The organism is Prosthecobacter sp., assembly GCF_044236155.1.
Taxonomy (GTDB): domain Bacteria; phylum Verrucomicrobiota; class Verrucomicrobiia; order Verrucomicrobiales; family Verrucomicrobiaceae; genus Prosthecobacter.
In genome coordinates this window covers 60827-78127 of sequence record NZ_JBIIHA010000018.1, presented here as the reverse complement: position 1 = coordinate 78127, position 17301 = coordinate 60827, and the positions used below count along the sequence as shown (strand labels likewise).

At 59.3% G+C, this 17301-nt stretch carries 17 protein-coding genes; 6 read left to right on the top strand and 11 right to left on the bottom strand.

The features are described from left to right. Nucleotides 1-43: 43 nt before the first annotated feature. A complete protein-coding gene (locus ACILSE_RS15645; protein ID WP_395718350.1) occupies nt 44-799 on the bottom strand; it encodes an autotransporter-associated beta strand repeat-containing protein in 756 nt (251 codons plus the stop codon). Between the two features lie 174 nt (nt 800-973). On the opposite strand from ACILSE_RS15645, the gene ACILSE_RS15640 reads away from it, so the two are divergent. Together ACILSE_RS15640 and ACILSE_RS15635 are read left to right on the top strand one after the other, a co-directional pair. Beyond that, nucleotides 974-1924 carry a LysR family transcriptional regulator gene (locus ACILSE_RS15640; protein WP_395718349.1) on the top strand — a complete coding sequence of 317 codons (951 nt, stop codon included), beginning with the start codon at nt 974-976 and terminating at the stop codon, nt 1922-1924. 120 nt (nt 1925-2044) lie between these two features. After that, nucleotides 2045-2191, top strand: coding sequence for a hypothetical protein (locus ACILSE_RS15635; RefSeq protein ID WP_395718348.1), 147 nt, complete (start codon nt 2045-2047; stop codon nt 2189-2191). Nucleotides 2192-2618: 427 nt separating this feature from the next. Here the strand turns inward: ACILSE_RS15635 and ACILSE_RS15630 are convergent, their stop codons facing one another. Together ACILSE_RS15630 and ACILSE_RS15625 are read right to left on the bottom strand one after the other, a co-directional pair. Beyond that, nucleotides 2619-3224 (bottom strand): hypothetical protein, encoded by a 606-nt coding sequence (locus tag ACILSE_RS15630; protein ID WP_395718347.1) that lies wholly within the window; start codon nt 3222-3224, stop codon nt 2619-2621. A gap of 62 nt (nt 3225-3286) precedes the next feature. Further along, on the bottom strand, nt 3287-3508 hold the full coding sequence (locus tag ACILSE_RS15625) for a hypothetical protein (protein ID WP_395718346.1): 222 nt from the start codon (nt 3506-3508) through the stop codon (nt 3287-3289). Nucleotides 3509-4213: 705 nt separating this feature from the next. On the opposite strand from ACILSE_RS15625, the gene ACILSE_RS15620 reads away from it, so the two are divergent. The 4 genes from ACILSE_RS15620 to ACILSE_RS15605 all read left to right on the top strand — a co-directional run bounded on the left by ACILSE_RS15620 (nt 4214) and on the right by ACILSE_RS15605 (nt 8444). Further along, nucleotides 4214-6499 (top strand): DUF3854 domain-containing protein, encoded by a 2286-nt coding sequence (locus ACILSE_RS15620; RefSeq protein WP_395718345.1) that lies wholly within the window; start codon nt 4214-4216, stop codon nt 6497-6499. Next, nucleotides 6480-6899: a hypothetical protein gene (locus tag ACILSE_RS15615; protein ID WP_395718344.1), complete on the top strand. Its 420-nt coding sequence runs from the start codon at nt 6480-6482 to the stop codon at nt 6897-6899. The genes ACILSE_RS15620 and ACILSE_RS15615 overlap by 20 nt, the downstream gene beginning before the upstream one ends. Before the next feature lie 319 nt (nt 6900-7218). After that, complete coding sequence (locus tag ACILSE_RS15610) at nt 7219-7803, top strand: hypothetical protein (protein ID WP_395718343.1); 585 nt, start codon at nt 7219-7221, stop codon at nt 7801-7803. Next, nucleotides 7800-8444 carry a hypothetical protein gene (locus ACILSE_RS15605; protein ID WP_395718342.1) on the top strand — a complete coding sequence of 215 codons (645 nt, stop codon included), beginning with the start codon at nt 7800-7802 and terminating at the stop codon, nt 8442-8444. The genes ACILSE_RS15610 and ACILSE_RS15605 overlap by 4 nt, the downstream gene beginning before the upstream one ends. Before the next feature lie 7 nt (nt 8445-8451). Here the strand turns inward: ACILSE_RS15605 and ACILSE_RS15600 are convergent, their stop codons facing one another. The 8 genes from ACILSE_RS15600 to ACILSE_RS15565 form a co-directional block, all read right to left on the bottom strand. Continuing rightward, on the bottom strand, nt 8452-8799 hold the full coding sequence (locus ACILSE_RS15600) for a hypothetical protein (protein ID WP_395718341.1): 348 nt from the start codon (nt 8797-8799) through the stop codon (nt 8452-8454). After that, nucleotides 8799-9479: a hypothetical protein gene (locus tag ACILSE_RS15595; RefSeq protein WP_395718340.1), complete on the bottom strand. Its 681-nt coding sequence runs from the start codon at nt 9477-9479 to the stop codon at nt 8799-8801. Before ACILSE_RS15595 ends, ACILSE_RS15600 begins: the two co-directional genes overlap by 1 nt. Before the next feature lie 375 nt (nt 9480-9854). Further along, complete coding sequence (locus ACILSE_RS15590) at nt 9855-12230, bottom strand: hypothetical protein (protein ID WP_395718339.1); 2376 nt, start codon at nt 12228-12230, stop codon at nt 9855-9857. Between the two features lie 24 nt (nt 12231-12254). Further along, complete coding sequence (locus tag ACILSE_RS15585) at nt 12255-12671, bottom strand: type II toxin-antitoxin system VapC family toxin (RefSeq protein WP_395718338.1); 417 nt, start codon at nt 12669-12671, stop codon at nt 12255-12257. Then, nucleotides 12649-12888 carry a hypothetical protein gene (locus tag ACILSE_RS15580; RefSeq protein WP_395718337.1) on the bottom strand — a complete coding sequence of 80 codons (240 nt, stop codon included), beginning with the start codon at nt 12886-12888 and terminating at the stop codon, nt 12649-12651. The genes ACILSE_RS15585 and ACILSE_RS15580 overlap by 23 nt, the downstream gene beginning before the upstream one ends. Nucleotides 12889-12949: 61 nt before the next feature. Beyond that, the gene (locus tag ACILSE_RS15575) at nt 12950-14254 is read right to left on the bottom strand and encodes a c-type cytochrome domain-containing protein (RefSeq protein ID WP_395718336.1); all 1305 of its coding nucleotides are present in this window, start codon (nt 14252-14254) and stop codon (nt 12950-12952) included. A 4-nt stretch (nt 14255-14258) separates the two neighbouring features. Continuing rightward, on the bottom strand, nt 14259-14939 hold the full coding sequence (locus ACILSE_RS15570; RefSeq protein ID WP_395718335.1) for a hypothetical protein: 681 nt from the start codon (nt 14937-14939) through the stop codon (nt 14259-14261). Nucleotides 14940-15072: 133 nt separating this feature from the next. Then, nucleotides 15073-17274, bottom strand: a complete 2202-nt coding sequence (locus ACILSE_RS15565; RefSeq protein WP_395718334.1) for a DUF1549 domain-containing protein — start codon at nt 17272-17274, stop codon at nt 15073-15075. Nucleotides 17275-17301 lie beyond the last annotated feature (27 nt).

Genomic DNA, 17301 nt, shown 5'->3' with positions numbered 1-17301 from the left:
ATCCAATCCCAGTGTGAGGATGAGGCTGTTTGCCAAGGTGACGTTACCCCCCGTCGTGCCGCCGCCAGCGAGGGAACCGATGGTCTGGCTCGTGTTCGCGACACTGAGGTCGAGAATCGTCCCGGCCGTGTTGGCGAGGGTGATCGCATTGGCTGAGCCGAGCGCCTGCCCCCCCCGCACCAGTGCCCGCCCGGAGCGTGCCGGCATTGATCGTGATGCCGCCGGTGAAGGTGTTGAGGGTGTTCGGCAATCCCAGCGACCACGTGCCCGCGCCACTTTTCACGATGGCCAGTTTCCCGCCGGAAGTGCCGTTGGTCAGGACTCGCACCTCGTTGCCGGTCGCCGTATTGCTGCCGTTGAGGTTGACCGTGGTCGTGTTGCCTGCCGTGGATACGCCCGAAACATTCGCAATACTCAGCAGACTCGTCCCGGAAGTCGCATTCGCCGTGAAAGTCGCCGAGCCGCCATTGCCCTGAATGGTGATAGCGCTGGAGATGGTGTCGGTGTGATTGCCCGTGCCCAAGAGGTTTTGAATCACGCCACCATTCGTGAGCAGGAGATTGCCGCTAGAAAGGGTGAATCCAAAGGTGGACGTGTTGCCAAAGGTGATGCCGCCGATGTTGCGATTGGCGTCCACCGTCACCGTGCGTGCCGCCGTGAGCGTGTTGGAAAAAGTGGCTATGTCCGCGCTGGTCAGGATCGAAGTCGAGCCTGGGACGCCCGCCGTCCAGCTCCCCGCTGTGCTCCAGTTGCCAGCGGCATCGACATTCCAAGAGGAGTCGGCAGCGTGCGATGACAAGGCACCGGCAATGCACGCAACAGCGCACAGAAGTCTGAACACGCCTTTCGGGAGGGAACGCTGAAACGGAATCTTTTTCATGGGCTTGACCAAAAGAGTCCACTCCGCGAAAAAGAGAAAGTTCGTTGCGTAACAATCTCCCTAAACACCTTTAGTCTTTACCTAATCTGAGCCATGGCAACCGAACCCCGCCGCTACTTCAAAGAACTCCGCTTCCGCCAGCTTAGAGCGCTCGTCGAACTTGCACGCAAAGGCAGCTTCACCGCTGTGGCTGAGACATTGCAGATATCCGTGCCCTCCGTGTGGCAGCAGATCAAGGCGCTGGAGGATGAGTTTGGTGCTGCGATGGTGCAGCAGTCTGGCAAAACCGCCGTGCTCACTCCGCAGGGCGAGCTGCTGGTGCAATTGTCGCAGCCGCTCGTCGAAAGCTTCGACCTCATCCGCGAGCTCTTCGCCGTTCAAAACCAAAAACTCGCCCGTCGCATCACCGTGGCCACCACGGCGAGCCTGCTGCTGCACGAGCTGCAAAAGCCGCTCGAGATCTATCGCAAACGCTTTCCAGAGGTGGAGTTGTCGTTCATCGACCGCCCGTCCACGATGGCGCGCAAACATCTCGAAGACGGTGAGGCCGATGTTGCCATCATCGGCCAGATCGATGCGCCGAAGCAGCCGCGCATCGAAGTCACACCCGTGACCGCTTATTCCTTCGTGCTCGTTTGCCCGATCGGACATCCATTGCTCGAAGCGAAGAGACTGAAGCTCACTGACCTCATCAAGCAGCCACTTGTTTTGCCCGGCTCAGGTGCCAACTCACGCCGCCACATTCAAGACGTCTTCGAAGCCGCTGCACTCTGGCAAAAGGCCAACGTCGCGCTCACCGCGAGCACCTTCGACATCGTCGTCGGCTACGTGCGAATGGGTTTCGGCATCAGCGTCACTTCCGTGAGCCCGATGATCCTCAAAGAAGCCGCCCAAGGCCACAGCAGCTATCGCGGCGTCGCCTTCCGTGATCTTTCGAAGCTCTTTGGCCGTGAGGAGGTCGTGGTGCTCCATCGCAAAGCGAAGGTCGAGCTACCACATCACCTGGCGTTTCGCGATATCGTGGTGAAGGCTTTGATACGCTAACTCCGAGCCTGGAGAACCAAGCTTAAACCGAGGGTAGGCGGAGATATTGGGCTTTCAGGTTCAATGGGCTTCGGCACAGTTAGCGGATGTCATGCCGCTCACCCTTGTTATCATCCTGCCATGTCTCCCAAATCCATTCAGAGTGCCTTCTTTGCCAGCATGACCGATCCGCAGGCATTCCGGCTCATGTTTGATCAGCAGCCCAACGTGTTCTTCTTTGTGAAGTCCGCTAGAAAATTGCTTTGGCAGGCTGCTGCGTGCCGATGAGCACCGCTCCGTGCAAGGGAATCTCTTTTCGTGCGCGTCTGTGACCTTGGGTCGGCTCCCCACCACGCAAATTCCATGCAAACGCGAATTTGTGCTTTCCACTTTTTTTCGTGTTTGAGGCCGCCATGAAGTCTCTCAACGTTCAAGCAGGTAGGCGCATACTTACCCCTCCAACGGCAAGCACCAGCACGTAAATGCTTGCCAAACGAGCATCCCGCGCTGGCTTGATGTGGGACATTGCCTCTGATTTTCTTGCTCTTGCCTACTTCCTCTCACTGTTAGGGTGCAGGCCGCTGCGAACAGCCACGAGGCCTGCTAAACCCTGATGAGCAAGGCTGTTGCGCACGCATGATGATCAGCAGTGATAACCAACGTTGCAGGAGAACTGAGGCGGCAGCGGAAACCTCCCAAGTGTCATGGTTGTGCATCATTGTTGCGCAACAAGGTTGGAAGGGCGCGATGCGGGTGATTTCTTGGCCGAGGCGTCCTCGCCGCCGAGGCATTGCAGCGCATCTGATAACATTTCGAGCCAGCCGTCTTCGTCACCCTCCAGCCCCTGATCGAACAGTTTGATCCATTGATCCAGCTCCTCAGCCGACATACGCAGTTGGAGGCAGCCTTCGTCGGTGCGCTTGCTGCGTGCTTCGGCTTCAGCGACAGCCTCCCGCGACTGCAACTCCGTCCTCAAACTCTGCTGGATCGATTCAAGGTGAGGGCGCATCAGCGCGGTCGCCTTTGAGATGATCTGGTGCCTGACCTCCGCGTGGGCCTGGTGCAGCAGCGTGTAGCGTTTGCTGGTGAGGCGTTCGTCAGCGAGCACGGCGAGGCGCTGCTCGTTTTCTGGGGAGGGATCAGCCGTGAAGGCCCCGTATGCGGCCTTTTGATCGAGCAGGACACGCTCCGGGCGCAACTGCTCCATCCGTTCCGAGTGCCGCTCCCAGTTGTCTTGCAGGGATTTGAGGGCGATGACCTGGGCTTTGCTGAGAGCGGGCAGTTTCAGAGATTGGATCAGGAGGTTGAGCGAGGGCGGCATGGTGTGTGTGACTTGTCGATGGTGTGAAGTGATGAGTGCTGCCGTTGTGGCGCAAAGATGGATTACAGCAGTGGATGCTCAGCCGTGGTTGCGGCAGCCTGGGAAGGAGTGGCTTTATCGGCGAAGAATAGGGGCAGCAGTTTGCCGCCACCGATGTCCATGGCGGCATCGGCCTGGAGCTTTCCGTCCTTGAGGCGCAGTAGGAGCGTCACGCGGCTGTGGCCAGTGAGTTGAGCGAGGCGGTTCAGCGAGATGTAGCAGCGTGTGGTGGCAAGGGTGCTCATGAGCAGTTAACAAGAGCGGTCATGTCAAAGCGTGGTGCTGAAGTGTCGGCAATGATGGCAGGTCGAATTCGTTCCCGGATTGGCGGCCGCACGTGCATCCCCATCCGCTTTGGCTGAATCCGGCGTTCATGATCTCAGCAGATCGCGCTTTTTTTGTGGCTTGGGACACTTGGGACACCTTTTCCAAACTCTTAATGCACGGCAAAAAAACTTTTCTTCATGCTGGTTGAGGGGGACAACATGTTTTTTTCACATGTGCTAGAGGACTTCCAAAAAGGTGTCCCAAGCGTCCCCAGATCGAACTCGACTGGGTTCGATGCATCTTGAAACCGAAGCTGGGGCTGGATCTTGAGCGATCTGTTTTTCTCGTGCCAAGCGTGTTGACGCGGCTGGTCAAGTTGACACGGCTACCACGGGTATGAATGGCAATTTACCCCAACGCACCGGCCTCTGGTTGACCGAACATGAACTGGCACGGCATCTGAACATTAGCGTGCGCCACTTGATGAACCTGCGCAAAGCCGGTCTGCCGCATATCCACCTGGGCGTGTCCATTCGGTACGACTTCCTCGAAGTGATGGCGTATTTGCGCGACCGACGAATCGTCCCCTCGAAAAACCAATCCTCGACAGCTGACTCGGGGTCCACGGTCACCAATTCTCCAATTGGGAAGAAACAGTCGTGAGCCAGGATGCCACCACCCCCATGCGCCCAGGCATTGCGACGGCCACCTTGCAGCGACTGGGCATTCGACCGGTTTCGCCAGAGGAAGCCAAGACACTCATCGGCCAGTCCTATGCAGGCCTGTTCATCCCCTATGGTGTCCACGTTCAGGGCAGGCCCTTTGGCCGATTGCGGCTCAACCAGCCATTGACCGACCGCAAATACACCCAGGCGGCTGGAAGCGGTGTGCATCCTTACATCCCGGACTTTCCTGACCTTTTTCATCAGGCAGATCTGATCATCGTCGAGGGCGAGTTCAAGGCCATCTCGCTATGTGAGGCCGGTTTCCGTGCCGTTGGCATCAGCGGGTTTTATGGCTTCATGCATGAGGGGAGTCTTTGCCCGAGACTGGTCACTCATCTCAAGGACCACCCGTGTCGGCGCATTCTGTTCCTTGGCGACACTGACACGGCGCTGAACTTCCAGTTCGCCGACGCTGCCGTCAAGATGGCCAAGCTGATCGCTCCGCTTCCAGTTCTCCTACCCCGCATTCCGTGGTCAATGCCCAAGGGAGTGGATGACTGCCGGGAAAGGCTGGGGGCCGCCACGTTCTCGGGGTGGTGGCTGGATGTGGCTGGGCGATCCATTGAAGTGCAGCCCAAGCTGGAAGGCGATCTCCTGGCCGTGGAGCTTTTCAAAGAAGCGCTGCCCATTCTGCAGGAAACCGAAGGGCTGGAACATGCCATGGTGCTCCAGCGCCTTGGTAGAATGGCATCCTGTCTAAATCCAATCGCCCAAGGCGAACTGGCGCGGCTTTGCAAGCGAGCCTTTGGCATCAACCAGGGAACGCTCAAACAAGCTGCCAAGAGTGCACGGGAAAAACCTGCTGCAGCCTTTGTGCCCAAGGAAGACTGGCATTCGGTGATGGATGATTTTGGCGCCCCAGCGTTCCTCAACGGCGAGACGGGGGCGGTGGTCGGACTCAATGAACGATTCTGGGCAGGCTTGGTGGCCCATCAGAGCGAGCTGCTGCACGAACCCACGGAAAAACGGTTCTTCCGCTACCATTCGGAAAGCGGGTTGTGGCGGCCTGAGAGCGAACCCAGTATGGAGCAACTGACCTGCCGGACCGTGACCAAGGAGACCGTTTTCAGGGAAGACTGCGTTGAGTTGACCAGCATGCGCTTTGCCAAGCCGGTGGTGGGCCATCTGAAGGGCATTTGCGAAAGGACCGATGTTTTTGCCCAAACACCGCTGGGAATTCATGTGGCCAACGGCTTCCTCGTCATCGGTGATGAATCCATGGAACTGCAGGAGTTCAGTCCCTCCCACTTCAGCCGCAACTCCTCGCCGATTGCCTTTGATCCGAAGGCGCGCTGTCCGGTGTTTTTAGACAAAGTGTTGCGGCCAGCATTGGATGAAGACGACATCAGCCTGCTGCAATACTATGCCGGACAGTGCCTGCTGGGCCGCAACTTGACGCAGACTGTGCTGATCCTCCATGGAGAGGGCGGCACGGGCAAGGGCACTACATCCAATGTGATTCAGAAGCTCGTCGGTGTTCACAACTGCCAGGAACTGCGAACCGAACACCTTGAAGAGCGCTTTGAGCTCTATCGCTACATTGGGCGCTCGCTGCTTTACGGCGCAGACGTTGATCCAGGCTTTCTGCGCACCAAAGGCGCACACACATTGAAGCGCATCGTCGGCAATGACCTGCTCACCCCCGAAGGAAAAAATAGTAATGAGGTCTTCAATATCCGCGGCAACTTCAACGTGCTCATCACCTGCAATAACCGTCTTTCGGTGCGTCTATCAGGAGATGTGAAAGCATGGCGGCGGCGGTTGCAGATCATCGAATTTCATAAAGCTGACGGGAACACTCCCATCATCCGTGAGCTGGACAACTGGCTCATTGAACATGAGGGGCCAGGCATCCTCAACTGGGCCATCGTCGGAGCCTCCGAAGTGCTCGCGGACTCGAAGGCGGGCAGAGCACGTGAATTGTCGGCGGCCCAAACGCAGCGGCTCGAGGCCCTGCTCGGCATGTCCGACTCGATTCGAGGATTCCTGCTGGCCAAGGTGGAGCGCCGCGACGGTGAATGCCTTGAGAAGAATGAACTGCTTGAGGCCTATGCAGATTACTGCGGCGACCAGAAATGGGATCCGCTGCCGGAAATGGCTGCACGCAAGGAACTGAACAACCGCATGCTGGAAATGTTCGGGTCCGTGGAACGCAAAAGCGCCGGGCCGGAGCGCAACCAGCGGGGCTATTCGAGCGTGGCCTTCATTGAACAAAACAGCGATTATGAACAGAACCTCCTATGAAAAGCCGGCAGTGCGCCGGGTGATTCCCTTGTCGGAGCTGGGCAAGACAGCCCCCCCTCAGCCTACACCGCCGCGTGCGGATGGCATGGCAGAACGTGCCAAGCGTGACTTTGATTCAGGACTCCCCCAGTTCGGCCACCGCTTCCGCTCGCTGGATCCGCTGCATCCGGAGTTCCGGGAACCCGTCAACGGGGAGTGGGTGGTAGGCCTCTACACCGGCGAGGACGGCAAGAAGTACCCGGTGCTGCTGTGGGCCGATCCGAAGGTCGATTTGTTCTGGGATCCGAGCCGCCTTGAGCATGTGAAACCGCCGAGCAGCTACCTGATGCTGGAAGACCAGCCCAAGATTGACGGCGAAAGCGGCTATCCGATCAAAGGCGGGGTGGTCAGTCCGTTTTGAGGGCCCTGGTGATCTTCGTTGCGCAACGAAGATGCCCGGTTGGTTGACATCGCACCCCGTGCATGAGCAACCACATGCAATCATGGGCAGACAGGCCGGGGCAGACGCAATCGCAGCCTGCATCACCCCATCTTTGGACGGCACGCGATGTAACCCGCTTCGCGCGCTGTAGTCTTCGACAGGTGGGCTATCTGAGGAAGGCGGGACTGCCCTTCGTGCGAATCGGCCGGCTGGTCCGCTTTGATCCTCCCCAGGTCATTGCGTGGCTGTTGAACCAACTTCCGACACATGGCGTCATCCGTCAGAGGGAGGTGGCATTGTGAAAGCCTCGTCCACACGACATGGCGAGGATCATGACGACACCAATTACACCCGTCGGCAACGCAGCAGTGACTCGGCCTACCAGCGTGAATACCGCGCCTGGGTGGCATCACTTCCTCCTGAGGAGCGGCAACAACTCGCGGTATTGGGACTTGATCAACCTCAGATGTCCGACACCAGCGGGAGTGGATTTCGTGATGCTGTGCAGAATCACCAATGCTCCATCCAGCCTGAGGAATTCGATGAACCTGTCGATGATGTCGAGTCGAATCAGGGTACTCCCGATCACGAAGATGTGCTGCACTTCATTCGCAGACTGGTGGGTGAATTGCTTGGCCAAGACAACGTGAGGCTCTCCGTCGAGTGCCTCGCCCTTGCCACCGGCATTTCCTATATGGGGGATTCCATGACCGACATCGCTCGTCGTTACGGCGTCACCCGCGCTGCGGTCAGCAAGCGCTGTGTGGAGTTCACCGACGCTCTCGGCCTGGCTCCCAGCCGCGCCATGCGCTCCGCGAAGGCGCGTCAGAGCTACCGTCGCCGCCGCATGGATGAACTCAACCAACAGAACCTCGTGCCATGAGCCTCACCCTGCCTGACTCTCCCAAGTTCACCGTCTCCCGCACCGGCCTCGCCGTGCATGCCTCTTTATCCTTTACCGAATGGGCCTCATTGGCACCACGACTCAACGAGGCATCACGCTGCATCGGCTTCCTCATCGGCGACTGGCTGGTTTATGGTCAAACACAGTTCGCCAGCACGACGGCCAAAAAGACATCTCGTGTGTCTGCCGACGACTATGCTGCCGCCGTTGAAGCCACTGGACTGGACCACACCACATTGGCCACCTATGCCTATGTGGCGAGGCGCGTGCCACATTCCCTGCGCCATGAAAACCTTTCGTGGGAACACCACAAGGTGGTGGCGAAATTGGAACACGACGGCCAGTCGCGCTGGCTGCGTATTGCCGGGAATGGTAAGGAGGTGGTTTCCACCCGTCGCCTGCGCAAAAGCATTTCGGCGGGCAGGCTGCTGAAACCGGCGGACATGAAGCTTGATCCTGCCGATCGTGGCATCCCTAATCACATCCCGCAGCTCAATCGTCTCTGTGCATGGTGGTCAAATATTCAGAAAGAGCAGTGGTTGCATCGAGCCACGCCACAGCAGCGTGCGGCACTCAAGCGCGACCTGCTGCCCATCGTGAAAATCTATGAGCAGCTTTGACGCAGCATTATGGCAAAGGCGGCTCGATGGGGGCGGGCAGACGTGGATTGATCTGACTCCAAAACAGCGGCGCAAGTTTTTGATCAAGCTCGGCTTCGTCTTTGGTGGTCCATGTACCATCGGTGAGCATGGTCGCTGCTTTCTTAAACCACCTAAGCAGCTCGGAACTGAGATTCAATGACACCGTAAATTCGTCATCGCCAACCATGGGTGCTGCTGGATCGCAGCAGGCCCGGCGCGCCTGGTAGTCGTCCCAAACCATCACGCCAGAGGGCATGATACGGACCAGAAACTCTCGCTCGCCAAATGATAGGCTGTAGCTGAACAAGACCTCGGGATATTCGGACTTGGACATCAGGGCTTTCTGCGGCGCTTGGTTTCCAACAGTTGGATCAACTCGCCACTGAGTTTCATAACCCGTCCAAAATCACGCAGCAGGGTCTCCACCTGCTCAGCTGTGGCACGCTGGGGCCACCTATTCTCCTTCATGTCGCTCCACCAAGCACAAAGCCTGTTGATGTAGGGAATATGATTGTTTCTGCCACGATCCGCAGGATCGGCCACCATCTCCTCAGGGGTGAGCACGCGCCCGGCAATGATGCTTTTGCGCAAGCGCATGGTGCCAATTGCCCGCTGGTTCTTCTTGGGGGCGGCCAGTGACAGCCAGCGGCTCTGCTCAGCAGCGGGCAGCTTGGCGACCACCTTGTGATGCTCCCAGGCGAGGACCTCATTGCGGCGGTTCCTGGACACGCGCCGCGCAACGTAAGCATAGTTGTGGAGGGTGGTCCTGTCCAAGCCCGTGGCCTGAATGGCCGCATCATAGGCATCCGTGGCGACACGGCTCGCAGCCGGACCTTTGCGGAAGGTGGCATCGCCATAGACGAGCCAGTCACCGATCACAAAAGAAATGCCGCGCGCGGCTTGCCCCAAGGAGTTGGCAACTTGGCTCCATTCCTCAAAGGTCAGAGGCGCGAGGACATCCAGACCCGTGGGAGAGATTTGGATCTTGGAATGGCTGGGCAGGGCAAGGCTCATGCAGGAACTGGATCACGAAACCATGACAGTGACCGCCGGACAAGTGCTGGGTGTAAAATAGAACAACCCGCCTTCACCAAAACAACCTGCTGTCCAATCCTCAACCGGCTTACACACAGTAGCCATGGACAACTCGCGTGAGGATCCATGCGAAACAGTGCGCAGGAGGCCATTCGCTGCATGACAAAATATGACAACTGAAGGTCACGAAGCTGCGAAATTATGCTCATGCACCCGCGATAGAGCTTGAGGGAAAGCCCGGAAATACGAAGGTTCACGCACCAATCCCATGATCACATCACCCGCACAGTCCTCTGTGCGGCGTTTGGAAATCGGGATGCTTTCCATTCCGCACAGAGGACTGTGCGGACCACTCTACCTCGCCGCCACGCCCGCCTTCCGGATCTTCATGAGGATCGGAAAGCTCGTTTGCAGCCCCGCGCTGTCGTGTTCGTTTCGCGTGGAGCTGATCGCGCCGTGGCAGAGTTTGTCCTGGTCCTGCACCCAGTTCGCGGCGCGGAAGAAGATGGGGCGCTCGTTTTCGCCTTCGCGGATCTGCACGCCGTTGAGGCCGATGTCGTCGATGATGACGCCGTGGGGCAATCCATGCACGTCGAGGTTGATGATGCCTTTGTCATTCAGGCGCACGGCTCGCAGCCAGGCTTTCACGCTTTGTCCGGGCGCGAGGGTGAGTTCGAGCGGCTTGGTTTCTTCCGCGAGATCACGCATGACGGGCTTGCCACCGACATCAGGCTCCAAAACGATGATGAACTTCGGTTTCGCACCGAGCGTGACTTTGCCGAAGCTGCCCGCGTCGTGCGTGAGGCCCTTCGCGGTGGCGGTGATCTTCAGTTTGGACCAGTCGGCATCTTTTGCGGCATCGGGCATGGCGTGAAGTGAGCCGCTGATGAGGTCGTGACCGGCCTCGATGATGAGCGGCGAGGTGGCCCAGTAACCGGCGGGCAGGCCGGTGATGTCGATCTGGATGGGATCGTCGAAGTTGTCCGTGCGCTCGGCGCGGAAGGAGAAGCCGACGGAGGCTCCGGGCATCACGGTGGGATTCATGCCGGCGAGTTTGACGCTGAAGTCGGGCTTCGGCTCGCGGATGGCGAGTGAATACACAAAGCGCTCGCCGCCCCAGCCGCGGGTGTCGGTGACTTTGACGACGAAACGGCCATCCGCAGGCGCGGTGAAGTTCAGGCGCGAGTCGCGGCCGATTTTGCGGTCGCCGCTGTCGTCGTTTTGATAGTTCACGGTGAAAATGGGCAGGCCGTTCGCGGCGATGCTGCTGCCGAGCGGGTAGGGCTGCACGACGTAGCAGGGCTCGTCGAGCGAGTGCGAGGTGGCGCTGGTGTCGAAGTAAGCGCGGCGTTTGCCATCGTTGATGTAGAAGAAGCAGCCGCCGTCCGGCCCGCGTGGCATGCGGATGATCTTCATCACATCGCCGTTGAACCATACATACTCGTTCAGCTCCATCTCCTCCCAATTTTGCAGGCGGATGTCCGGGTTGTTGGCATCGACACTGCGGAAGTTGTTGTAGCTGTCCCGCACGGCCTGCATGAGCAAACGGGCCACGGGTTTGCCATCGGTGTGAAGGACTTCGATTTTCGTGTCCGCCGGCGAGCCTGCTTGAGCGGCGTTGGTTTCGATGATCCACGTCTGGCCTTTTTTGGCATCGAAGGCGAAGTGATCGGTGTCAGCCGCTTTGGCAACCAAACCGTTGATGTTCGCAGGAATGGAAACGACCTGCGCCTTCGCAATGTCATCATTCCCCTCGACTTCGCTCACCTGCGCCAATCCACTCACCATCAGCGCCGGACGATCTCGGAAGCGAAACGCTTGGTTTCCAAGCGCCACCGGCATGCGGCCTTCTTTTTCGGGCGTGACCTTCACCACGGCGTTTTTGCCCAAATGATGCCCGATGAGCTTCACCTCTGTTTCCTTCCCAACTCGCGCAGTCAGCGGTGACCAGCCCGTCACATACGGTAAAGCGCCGACGGTGAGTTGATACGCATGATTTGCGCTGCCATCCATCGTCGTGTTACTCACGAGCACGACGTATTCGCCATCCGCCGGAGCTTTCCATGCGAGGAAGGGATCGCTGCCGCTGTCGAGCCCGCGATTCACCGCGAGCACAGTGCGATTCAGGTCGAGGATCTCCAGCGTGGGCGATTTCGCCGCGCTGCCGATCTGCGCCACGGCTAGATCGAGCACGAGTTCCTCGCCCGCCTTCGCGGTGATGAGATAGGCGTCGTGCTGGCCGGTTTCTGACAAGGTGCCCCAGAGGCTCGCCGGCAGCTTCGCCACCTTCACCGGTGCTTCTTTGAAATCGGCGGCCTTTGTCACGGTCGGCTGAAGTTCGTCAGCATACACTTTGAGCCGTGCGGACTCGCCGGCGGCATTCTTTAACCACACGTCGTAAGCCCCGCGCGGCACATCCACGCCCGCCATGATGCGCAAACGAGCGCTGGTGGCTTTGACGCTCTCTTTGGCCACCTGCAGCTTCAGTCCCGGATGCGAGGCCATCGGTTGCATGTCCTCGGTGAAGTTTTTGCCCGCCACCGTCACGAGCAGTTCACCGCCGATGTGTGCCGCACGCGGCGTGAGGCTCGTCAGCTCGACTTTCACGGCCTTGGCAGGCTTTGGAGTCATGGCTGGCTTCGCGGCATCTGTCGTGGCTTTAGGAGTCTGAGCGATGGAAAGCCCGTTAAGACTCAAAATCGAAAGGAGGATCAAACTGGCGTTTTTCATGATGGGGAAGATTTAAATCGGCAGTTACCAAGGGACGATGAGCGGAATGACCTGACGGCCAAACCGACGGTAAACGACAAAATCAGAGTCGGTGGTGAAGACCTGGCTCTCGGCGAACATCTCTGACATGCGGACGAGGCAGGCATCCGCAAAGCTCATCGGTGTGTCGTGGTAACGGCGCATGAGGGAAAGCGTCTCCTGTTTGGAATCCGCAAAATCAAAGGCCACGCGAATCACGCCGCGTTCGAGAAGCAGGGAGAGCTTCTCCTTCCCTTCCTTGGCACCCTCCAGAAGGAAGAAACACTCGGACACGACCGCCTCGCAGGTCAGGCAGGGCTCGATCAAGCCCGACCACTGCTGGCGAGCCCAGGAGTGATGCTTGTCGCGGGATCGCAGCGCGGCCACGATCGCGCCGGTGTCAGCGAGTACGGTTCTGGCCATATTTTTTCAGGTGGGCTTTGTTGGCGGAGAGATCCTTCGGCAGCGTGTCATCATGAATGACCAGATCCTCCATCTGGTCCCAGAGCGATGCCTTGGTGGGCGTTTTGGCCGACAGACGGTCGCGAATCACCTCCGAGCGCGTCACCTTGCGCCGCGAAGCCTCGCGGCTGATGTCGAGGAAGAGATTCTCGGGGAGTTTGACGGAAAGAACTTTCATAGGTGGCAGGGTAATACGCTTCTGTCAGGTCTTCAATACCGGCTTCGATGGCCAATCGAAGCTACTTCGTCGCCTCATAGAGCTGCCACGAGCCATCCACGCGACCCGCGATGAGCTGCGCTTTGTCGGTGAATGTGAGCGAGGAGGTCCAGTCGGGTTGTTTTTCGAGCAAGAGCTTTTCGGTGAGGTCGGCGGTGTTCCAGAGTTTGAGCGTTTTGTCTGTCGCGGTCGAGGCGAGCAGTTTGCCATCGGCGGAGAGCGCGAGATTGAGCAGGCCGCCTTCATGCGCGAAGCGGCTGGTGAGGATCTTGTTCGTGCCTTCTTTCGCGGCGGCGCTGATCGCCCACACGCGGATGCGGTTGTCGCCACCGGCGGCGAAGAGCGTTTTGCCATCCGCGCTGAAAACGACGCTCGTCTGCTCCTTCGTCGGTTGCGAGAGGGTGTCGAGTCGCTGGCCTGTCGGGATGCTCCACAGCTTCACCGTGCGGTCCGCGCTGGCACTGGCGAGCACCTTGCCATCGGGGCGGAACGAGAGGCCGTTCACCGCGCCGTTGTGGCCCTTGAGCAGAGCGATCTCTTTTCCCGTCGCGGTGTCCCAAAGCCTGATTTTTTGATCGTAAGCTCCCGTGGCGATCCATTTGCCATCCGGCGAAACCGCGAGGGCATACGCGGCATCCGTGTGACCTTCAAAGGAGCGCAAAGAGCTGCCATCGCTCGTTTTCCAACTCCGCACGATGCCCACGATGCCCGCCTCGCCACCGGCGGCATAGACCGTTTCGCCATCGGGCGAGAACGCGACCGCGTTCACCTTGCCCGTGAAGCCGGTGAGTTTGCGAACGGTGACTTGATTGACCGGATTGACGAGTTCGACCTCACCGTAGCGTGCAGTGGCGATGAGCTGCACTTTTGGCGAAAACGCCACCGCCTGGATCGAGCGCTTTGGCGGCACCGTGGGCGCGATTTTCGGTGTGATGACCTCCTTCGGCATCGGTTTCGCCTCCGCGACGAGTGGACCCTTCGCACCCGCGTTGATCCACGCCTTGATGAGCGCGATCTCTTCCGCTTTCAGCTTCTCGCGCTTGCCGGGTGGCATGAATTCATTCTTCCCACCGCGACCCGAGCGCCCTTCGAGGAACTTCACCAGCAGCGACTCCTCTGCCTTCCCCGCCACGATGGCCGCGCCTTCCTCGCCGCCCTTCATGAGCGCCGCAAACGTGTCCAACGCGAACTCCCCATCCGCGTCGTCCGCGCTGTGGCAGTCGACACAGTAGGTGTCCCAAAGCGGCGCGATCTGCTTCGTATAGTCCACGGTTTGGGCGTGGGTGGTGGCGATGAAGGCGAGTGAGAGGAGAAGAAGTCGTTTCATGACATCAAGAGGCGGGAAGGGTGAAAGCACGCGGAAGCGTCCTGGAGTGCGCTGGTCCTCCGGCGCTATTAGGTGATGTTTGGACGTGCTTGAAAGCCTGCCAGCTACGATCCAGCGAAGCACGGTAGCCATCTCGCTCCGTCGAGATGAGCAAACGGCTTTCGCCACCATGCACGACGCTCGAAACTCGTGAGCCAGTGAGTTTGCCATGCGTCCAGCTCATCTCGCGGAGCGAGATGGCTACTCTGCTGGCGCGGCTTTCGTGGTCTGTGGAGACCGACGGAACCCCGTTGGGGTTCGGCGAGATGGAGGTGAGGGACGACTCGATACCCAGGGTTCTGCGAACCCTGGGCTGCATGACGCAAGCCCGTTGGGCTTGGCTCACCGCAGCGTTCGCTTTCTGCCCCTGAAGACGACATCCCGAGATTTGCATGAACAACACAACGATTACACCCAAGGTGCAGAGCGTTGTTGCCCTGCGCGTGCCGGACAGAACGCTAAACCAAGGCAACGAGAACACGATGATTGCCAAGATAGCTGCCAGAATCAGTTGAACCGAGTTCGGCAGGCCAAGAGCGGTGAACCAATAGGAATGGCCCAAAAGCAATCCAAACGGAACAAAGAACAAGGCCCTGAGATCCTGAATGACTGGCCAGACAAAGAAGCAACCAAGGTAAGCGGTCACGATCCAAGCTGGAATCCATCTGTGCCAAGGGCTACTGCCTCGACCGGAGCTTGCTCCCCGATTCGATGATCTTGTCAGGCTGTTGGGCAGTTTCATCGTGGTTTGAAGCGAATGTGGACATTCGCTCTACAGCTCAGTGATTAAACAAAAACTCCTTCGAGCTCATGAGGCTCCAAAACAGATCTTCGAGCGTACTGCGGCGATCTTCGGGTTTGGCGGTGGTGAGCAGCGCGGTGGCTTTTTCGAGTTCGCGAGCGGTGGGGGCGCGGGTGAGGGTGAGGAGGTAGGCTTCTTCGATGATCTTGGCGTCGGGTTGCTTGCTGGTGAGCAGGGCGTCGAGGCGGTTGTCTTTTTGGGCGAGCTTTTGGTTCAGGGTCTCGCCATTCGCGATGTGGAGGGCCTGGGCCATGCTGGGTTCGTTGGTGCGCTCGCATTCGCAGGTGGCGACGCGGTCGGCACGGCCGAAGCTCTTGAGGAAGTAGCTGGCGATGTTGCTGTCGGGCAGTTGCAGGGCGCGGAAGCCCATGGGGTAGGCGTCGGCGGTGCCGCGGTTGGCGTTGCGGCGGTCAATTTTGAAGGTGGTGGGCGCGGCGGTGACTTGGCTGACGGTATCGAGCAGCACCTCGGCCTTCAGACGGCGCGGGACGTAGTGGGAGCCGTAGCGGAGGTCGGTGATGTTTTCGGGAAGGGTGATGCTGCTGCGCTGGTAGGTCTCGCTTTGCAAAATGGCGCGCATGAGGGCCTTCAGATCGAATTTTTGCTTCACGAGGTGCTCGCAGGCGGCGGCGAAGAGCGGCTCGTTGCTGGCGGGGTTGGTGACGCGGAGGTCATCGACGGCCTCGACGAGTCCACTGCCGAAGAAGTTCGCCCACACGCGGTTCACGATGGCGCGTTGGAAGAGCTTATTGTCGGCGCTGGTGAGCCAGTTCGCGAGTGTGATGCGTCGATCCTCGCTGGAGGTCATCGAGACGGGCTGCAAGGCATCGAGAGGGCGCGGCGGTTGCGGTTTGCCGGTGAGCGGCGCGACGAGATCGCCCTGCGTGTCGCTGAAAAGCACGCGCTCGTCGGCCTGCGTGCCGTTTTTCGTGCGCACGCGGGCGAAGAGATTCGCGAAGGCGTAGTATTGATCGTAGGTCCACTTTTCCATCGGGTGGTTGTGGCATTTCGCGCAGCCGATGGAGGTGCCGAGGAAGGCGACGCTGACGGTTTCGGCGCACTTCGTTGGCTCGTCGTTGAGGATGAAAAAGTTGCCGCCGCCATGCTCTAGCGTGCTGCCGGTGGCGGTGAGCAGATCACGCACCATGGCGTCCCACGGCGTGTTCGCGGCGACGTGACGGCGGATCCAGTTGTAATACGACCACATGGCCTGCGGCATGAGTTTGTCGCCATTCACGAGGAAAAGATCGCTCCAGCGATGCGACCAGTAATCGACGAACTCAGGCCGCTTCAGCAGCTCGTCGATGAGGCGGTCGCGTTTGTCCGCGGCCTTGTCGGCGAGGAAGGCCCGCGCTTCTTCCATCGTGGGCAAAACGCCGATCGTATCGAGAAACGCCCGGCGCAGGAACTCCGCGTCCGTGGCGCGACCGGAGGGCGGGATGTTCAGCTCGCGTAGTTTCGTCAAAACATGCTCGTCGATGAAGTTGCGCGGTTTCAGGGCGGCAAAGGCCTCTGTGTTCGGTTTGCCTGGATTTGGCACGGTCACGGTGGTGACGCTGAGCAGGCTCAGATACCAGGCGCTGACGGTTCCTTCGCCGCTGCCGGTGATCTTGATGAGGCCGCTGTCATCCACGGTGGCCACGCTGGCATTGGTGGCGTTGTATTTGCACCAGCGCGTCACGTCCTCGCTGTGTCCGTCGCTGAATTTCGCGGTCACTTTGAGCTGCAGGCTCTTGCCGGCCTGCGAGACGAGATGCGGCTCCGACACGCTGAGCGACGTGATGCGCGGATCATCCGCCTTCGGCCCCGGAGCGCCCGCCGCGATCCAATCGACAATGGCTTTGTATTCCGGCGAGTTCACCTCAAAGCGCTTGTCGCCCTTGTGCGGTACCGCTTTGACCGCTTTGAGCAAAAACAAGCTGCGAGCCGGATCTTCGAGCGTGAGACGGCGGCCATTCGCACTCCGCGTGATCGAAAGCCAGTCGCCTTCATCATCGAAACCGCGCAGCGAAAGCCGGAAGCCGCCTTGTCCTGCTGCAGCGCCATGGCATGCACCCATCGCGCAGCCGTAGCGGGTGAGGATCGGCTGGATGGTATTGCGGAAGGACGGGGCTTCGGCGGAGAAGGCCAAAGTGGCCGTCAGAAAGGAGGCGATGAGAATTAACAGGACGCGTGGCATGATTGGCAAACAATACGCCTGCCAGCT

Coding starts and splice junctions, on each gene's coding strand:
- ACILSE_RS15640 (WP_395718349.1), top strand. CDS start 974: ATGGCAACCGAACCCCGCCGCTACTTCAAAGAACTCCGCTTCCGCCAG.
- ACILSE_RS15635 (WP_395718348.1), top strand. CDS start 2,045: ATGTCTCCCAAATCCATTCAGAGTGCCTTCTTTGCCAGCATGACCGAT.
- ACILSE_RS15630 (WP_395718347.1), bottom strand. CDS start 3,224: ATGCCGCCCTCGCTCAACCTCCTGATCCAATCTCTGAAACTGCCCGCT.
- ACILSE_RS15625 (WP_395718346.1), bottom strand. CDS start 3,508: ATGAGCACCCTTGCCACCACACGCTGCTACATCTCGCTGAACCGCCTC.
- ACILSE_RS15620 (WP_395718345.1), top strand. CDS start 4,214: ATGCGCCCAGGCATTGCGACGGCCACCTTGCAGCGACTGGGCATTCGA.
- ACILSE_RS15615 (WP_395718344.1), top strand. CDS start 6,480: ATGAACAGAACCTCCTATGAAAAGCCGGCAGTGCGCCGGGTGATTCCC.
- ACILSE_RS15605 (WP_395718342.1), top strand. CDS start 7,800: ATGAGCCTCACCCTGCCTGACTCTCCCAAGTTCACCGTCTCCCGCACC.
- ACILSE_RS15600 (WP_395718341.1), bottom strand. CDS start 8,799: ATGTCCAAGTCCGAATATCCCGAGGTCTTGTTCAGCTACAGCCTATCA.
- ACILSE_RS15595 (WP_395718340.1), bottom strand. CDS start 9,479: ATGAGCCTTGCCCTGCCCAGCCATTCCAAGATCCAAATCTCTCCCACG.
- ACILSE_RS15590 (WP_395718339.1), bottom strand. CDS start 12,230: ATGAAAAACGCCAGTTTGATCCTCCTTTCGATTTTGAGTCTTAACGGG.
- ACILSE_RS15585 (WP_395718338.1), bottom strand. CDS start 12,671: ATGGCCAGAACCGTACTCGCTGACACCGGCGCGATCGTGGCCGCGCTG.
- ACILSE_RS15580 (WP_395718337.1), bottom strand. CDS start 12,888: ATGAAAGTTCTTTCCGTCAAACTCCCCGAGAATCTCTTCCTCGACATC.
- ACILSE_RS15575 (WP_395718336.1), bottom strand. CDS start 14,254: ATGAAACGACTTCTTCTCCTCTCACTCGCCTTCATCGCCACCACCCAC.
- ACILSE_RS15565 (WP_395718334.1), bottom strand. CDS start 17,274: ATGCCACGCGTCCTGTTAATTCTCATCGCCTCCTTTCTGACGGCCACT.